Origin of the sequence: Sphaerospermopsis reniformis (genome assembly GCF_005402885.1) — a bacterium.
GTDB lineage: Bacteria > Cyanobacteriota > Cyanobacteriia > Cyanobacteriales > Nostocaceae > Sphaerospermopsis > Sphaerospermopsis kisseleviana.
Genome location: NZ_BJCE01000338.1, coordinates 1 through 4,364 on the forward strand (window position 1 = coordinate 1; position 4,364 = coordinate 4,364).

General features: G+C 41.8%; 5 protein-coding genes. 2 read left to right on the forward strand and 3 right to left on the reverse strand.

The window, feature by feature from the left end; translation table 11 throughout:
• Window positions 1-75: 75 nt before the first annotated feature.
• Both rph and FFR48_RS25800 read right to left on the reverse strand, forming a co-directional pair.
• On the reverse strand, window positions 76-819 hold the full coding sequence (gene rph / locus FFR48_RS25795; RefSeq protein ID WP_096572099.1) for a ribonuclease PH: 744 nt from the start codon (window positions 817-819) through the stop codon (window positions 76-78).
• Window positions 820-953: 134 nt separating this feature from the next.
• Entirely contained in the window at window positions 954-1,535 is a 582-nt protein-coding gene (locus FFR48_RS25800) for an adenylate kinase family protein (RefSeq protein WP_137669333.1), read from the reverse strand.
• Between the two features lie 215 nt (window positions 1,536-1,750).
• On the opposite strand from FFR48_RS25800, the gene FFR48_RS25805 reads away from it, so the two are divergent.
• Entirely contained in the window at window positions 1,751-2,287 is a 537-nt protein-coding gene (locus FFR48_RS25805; protein ID WP_096572862.1) for a P-loop NTPase family protein, read from the forward strand.
• 75 nt (window positions 2,288-2,362) lie between these two features.
• Here FFR48_RS25805 and FFR48_RS25810 read toward each other — a convergent pair whose 3' ends face one another.
• Window positions 2,363-3,040: a Uma2 family endonuclease gene (locus tag FFR48_RS25810; protein ID WP_137669334.1), complete on the reverse strand. Its 678-nt coding sequence runs from the start codon at window positions 3,038-3,040 to the stop codon at window positions 2,363-2,365.
• 178 nt (window positions 3,041-3,218) lie between these two features.
• Between FFR48_RS25810 and bchI the strand changes: the two genes are divergently transcribed.
• The gene (bchI, locus tag FFR48_RS25815) at window positions 3,219-4,337 is read left to right on the forward strand and encodes a magnesium chelatase ATPase subunit I (protein WP_096572098.1); all 1,119 of its coding nucleotides are present in this window, start codon (window positions 3,219-3,221) and stop codon (window positions 4,335-4,337) included.
• Window positions 4,338-4,364: the final 27 nt, after the last annotated feature.

Sequence of the window (4,364 nt, forward strand, 5' to 3'; positions counted from 1 at the left end):
AGGAGGCAGGAGGCAGGAGGCAGGAGGCAGGAGGCAGGAGGAAGGAGGCAGGAAAAAATAATTACCCATTACCCATTACCCCAAAGCAAACAAGGTATTCCAATTAGGTATTGCATCCCGTTGAGCTATTAATAATTCTTGTATCCCTTTTTCGGCAATATCTAACAATTGATTTAACTGCTGACGGCTAAAGCTGCCGTCCTCTGCTGTTCCCTGGACTTCAATAATTCCTAGATTGTGATTCATGACAACGTTAAAATCTACAGTGGCGGCTACGTCTTCAATGTAGTTAAGATCCAAAAATGCTTCTGACTCTAATAAGCCCACAGAAACTGCTGCCACTTGTCCACACAACGGCGATCGCTCTAATACTCCCCGCTGCAATAATTGAGAAATACCATGGGCTAAAGCCACAAAACCACCTGTGATTGCTGTTGTTCTCGTTCCCGCATCAGCTTGCAATACATCAGCATCTACAGTTAGCGTCCGTTCTCCCAACACTTCAAAATCTAAAGCTGCCCTTAAACTACGTCCAATTAAACGTTGAATTTCTTGTGTCCGTCCCGATAATTTTAATAATTCCCTTTCCTGTCGCTGTTGGGTGGCAGATGGTAGCATCCGATATTCAGCCGTTAACCAACCTTTACCACTCCCGGTTAAAAACCTGGGTACTCCCTCAGTGACACTTACAGTACAAAGTACCTGAGTATCACCGCATTTTGCTAACACTGAACCAGGGGCAAAGCGGGTAAAATTAGGTGAAAAACTCAGTGGACGTAGTTCATAAGGGTTTCGACCATCGGGACGCTGCCAAGCCATTTAATTTGCCTCAGAATTTTGAAAATTTGTTCATTCTGCTTTGAGATTATCAGAAGTCAGGGAATTGGGAATTGGGAATTGGGAATAAATAATTATCTATTCACTGTCACCAGTCCCCAGTCACCCATCACCTGTCACCCATCACCAATTAAACTCAGAATATTGTGCTGTACTTGTTCTGGTGAGTCGTCACCATTAATGGTTAATAGACGGCGACGACGATCATAATATTCTAAAATAGGAATGGTGCAATCATAGAATAGTTCTACACGCCGCTGGACAATTTCTGGTTGATCATCTGGGAGCGATCGCCCTAAAGAACGGCTAACCATTACCGCTTCTGGTACTTGCAGATAAATAGCCCAGTCTATTTTTTGCCCTAAACTGTCCAACAAAAAATCTAGTTCTTCAGCTTGAAAAGCAGTTCGGGGATAGCCTTCTAAGATCCAACCACAACTAACATCCAGTTGACTGAGGCGAACTTTGATACATTCAATCATCATTTCATCAGGAACTAATTCCCCTTTTTCTAGATAAGGTTTGGCAGAGGAGACTAAATCATTTGGTTCACCGTACCCATTAGCTGATTTATTACCAGATATAGTTTCCCTTAAAATCTCACCGGTGGAAATCAGAGGCATATCAAGGTATTTGCAAAGCCTTTGTGCTTGAGTGCTTTTTCCTGAGCCTGAACCTCCTAAAATCACCAATTTCACCACAATTCACTCCTCATCATCATCATTTAAAATTCACTACTGCCTAACTCTGTTTTACTCAAAAAATTAAAATTATCTAGGACTTACGCAAGATGTGACTGAAAACCTTATTCTTGCGTAGGGGTAATTCATGAATTACCCCTACTTTCGTTTCCTTTTGCGTAAGTCCTGTTATCTTAGATAATTGATAGATACTACCGTTTATCTTCATTATGATGGTTGCCCAATTAGAAACCCCCAGTATCAATTCAACACTCAGCTTACAATATTCTGTAGCTGGATTAGTACAGGTTTTCACTAGCCCTCATCGTAACTTTTTTACTAGTGTTATATCACAAGCATTAAGAATTGCTGGACAAGGTACACCAGTGTTAATAGTGCAGTTCCTCAAAGGTGGTATTTATCAAGGACAGGACAAACCTATACAAATGGGGCAAAATTTAGATTGGATTCGTTGTGATTTACCACGTTGTATAGATACACCAAATTTAGATGAAACAGAAAGCCAAGCATTACAAAAGTTGTGGCAATATACACAACAGGTAGTATCTGAAGGGAAATATTCTCTTGTGGTTTTGGATGAGTTAAGTTTAGCGATTAATTTTGGTTTAATTCCAGAAACAGAGGTTTTACAGTTTCTAGCAAACCGTCCTTCTCATATTGATATCATTCTCACTGGTCCACAAATGCCGAAATCTCTATTGGATGTAGCAGACCAAATTACAGAAATTCGTCGTAGTCATCAGCCGTAATTAAACCTGGACGGGCTAGAAGCCCATCCCACAAGACAAGATTGGATAATTTATTTCCTGGAAGTCCTTTATTGCTTAAACTAAGCTATCAGGATCTACTCCCATTTCTCGTAAACGTTCTGCTAAAATTTGAGCGCGTTGTTGGGAATATTGGGCGCGTTCTTCTGGTGTAAAAAAGCGTTTTCCTTGTTGGTTATACCAATACATCCATTCTCTAGTAATGCCTTGGTAAGTTCCTCTTTCTATACCAATTCCTAAACCAATTTCTGGCAACCAAACGATATTACCATCTTGTAATTTATAAACTCCATTGATTAATTTGTGAACTTCTAACCGGGGTTTACGGCGACGAGTGGGATTATAAACTACATAATATAATATACCTAATTTGGCATATTCATCTTTTTTTGTTGAATACTCATTCCTGTAATTGTGAGAAACAACTTCTAACGCCAAAATTGGTAATTTTTCTTCTTCCCAAAGTACATAACTAGGACGCAAGTTTTCATCATAAAAACGCTCAACCCCTAAACTTAAAAATCCATCGGGGACAATTGGTGGTTGATAGGGGTCATAATAAATGCCCATATCCACACCAAAAAACCAGTCCATGCGGTCAGCCCAAATTATTGCTAATATTGCTTTAAGCAATCCAGGAATTAAATCTTGTAATTCATTATCCACAGGTGTTTCGTCTGAGTCTGGTAATTCTTCTGAAGAAGGCATACAAGCCAGGGGATTGTAATCTAACATGATAGATTTCACTGGTCTTTGAATATTTTGATTATATGAGATTGGGGACTGGGGACTGGGGACTGGGGACTGGGGACTGGTGACTGGTGACTGGGAGGATGAATAACCCAATGCCCCATGCCCCGAAATGTGGCAAAATAGGAAGTTGTAATAAGAAAAATATTGTTAAGGTAATTTAGTGACTCCAACTGCTCAAACTACAGCAAGTGCGCGTCGTGCGGTCTTTCCGTTTACTGCTATTGTCGGCCAGGAAGAAATGAAACTGGCTCTGCTGTTAAATGTGATTGATCCTAAAATTGGTGGTGTGATGATCATGGGCGATCGCGGCACCGGCAAATCTACAACTATCCGTGCTTTGGCTGACCTGTTGCCAGAGATACCCGTAGTTGCCAATGACCCCTTCAACAGTGACCCCAATGACCCGGACTTGATGAGCGATGAAGTCCGTCAGTTAGCTGCACAAGGGGCTGAAATTCCCATAGCTCATAAAAAAGTGCAAATGGTAGATTTACCATTGGGTGCTACTGAAGACCGGGTTTGCGGTACTATCGACATTGAAAAGGCTTTGTCTGAAGGTGTGAAAGCTTTTGAACCGGGTCTTTTAGCTAAAGCAAACAGGGGTATTCTCTATGTGGATGAGGTGAACCTGTTAGATGACCATTTGGTGGATGTTCTTCTGGACTCTGCTGCTAGTGGTTGGAACACTGTGGAACGGGAAGGTATTTCTATCCGTCACCCTGCTCGGTTTGTGTTGGTGGGTTCGGGAAACCCGGAGGAAGGTGAACTGCGTCCCCAGTTGCTTGACCGTTTTGGAATGCACGCGGAAATTCACACGGTGAAAGAACCTGCTTTGCGGGTGCAAATTGTGGAACAACGGGGAGATTTTGATCGCAACCCTGTGGGATATTTGGAACAACACAAGGCGGATCAGGAAGCTTTACAGGAGAAGATTGTTAAAGCTCAGGAATTGTTACCCCAGGTGAATCTTGATTATGATCTGCGGGTGAAAATTTCTGAGGTTTGTTCAGAGTTAGATGTGGATGGTTTGCGGGGTGATATTGTTACTAACCGTGCTGCTAAAGCTTTAACTGCTTTTGAAGGACGCACAGAAGTTACTGTTGATGATATTCGTCGGGTAATTACTTTATGTCTGCGTCACCGTCTACGGAAAGATCCGTTAGAATCTATTGATTCTGGGTATAAGGTAGAAAAAGCTTTTGCTCGCGTTTTTGGTGTGGAACTTCCTGAAGATGCTACACAGAAAAACGGTACTGGTGTCAAAGCTGGTGTACGTTAGATAAGGTGACTGGGGACTGGTGACTGG

Excerpts from the sequence above, each read along its gene's own strand:
- rph (WP_096572099.1), bottom strand. The coding sequence starts at position 819 with ATGGCTTGGCAGCGTCCCGATGGTCGAAACCCTTATGAACTACGTCCA.
- FFR48_RS25805 (WP_096572862.1), top strand. The coding sequence starts at position 1,751 with ATGGTTGCCCAATTAGAAACCCCCAGTATCAATTCAACACTCAGCTTA.
- FFR48_RS25810 (WP_137669334.1), bottom strand. The coding sequence starts at position 3,040 with ATGTTAGATTACAATCCCCTGGCTTGTATGCCTTCTTCAGAAGAATTA.